This window comes from Helicobacter sp. MIT 21-1697 (assembly GCF_026241255.1).
In the GTDB taxonomy this organism is placed as follows: Bacteria; Campylobacterota; Campylobacteria; order Campylobacterales; family Helicobacteraceae; genus Helicobacter_C.
On sequence record NZ_JAPHNC010000033.1, the window covers coordinates 1 to 305 of the forward strand.

The window sequence follows — 305 nt, forward strand, 5'->3', positions numbered from 1 at the left end:
GCAAAGAAGCACCACAACCTCTTAAAATTGTTGCTCAAGATGAGTTAGGTGAAATGGGTAATGCTATTAATGATAATATCCAAAAGACTAAAGTTGGTTTAGAGCAAGACCAAGCCCTTGTAGCACAATCCCTCCAAGTTATTGAAAGAGCCAAACAAGGACACGCTGATACACTCATTGAGCTTAAAGGACATAATCCACAGCTCAATCATTTAAGAGATTCTATCAATGACCTTTTAGAACTTATAGGCAATGCTGTTGGGAAAGACTTACCAGAGATTAATCGTGTCTTTGATAGTTACATT

General features: G+C 37.4%; 1 pseudogene. It reads left to right on the forward strand.

Features of this window, described 5'->3' with window-relative positions:
• Window positions 1-305: pseudogene (locus OQH61_RS09490) on the forward strand (methyl-accepting chemotaxis protein); the annotation flags it as partial.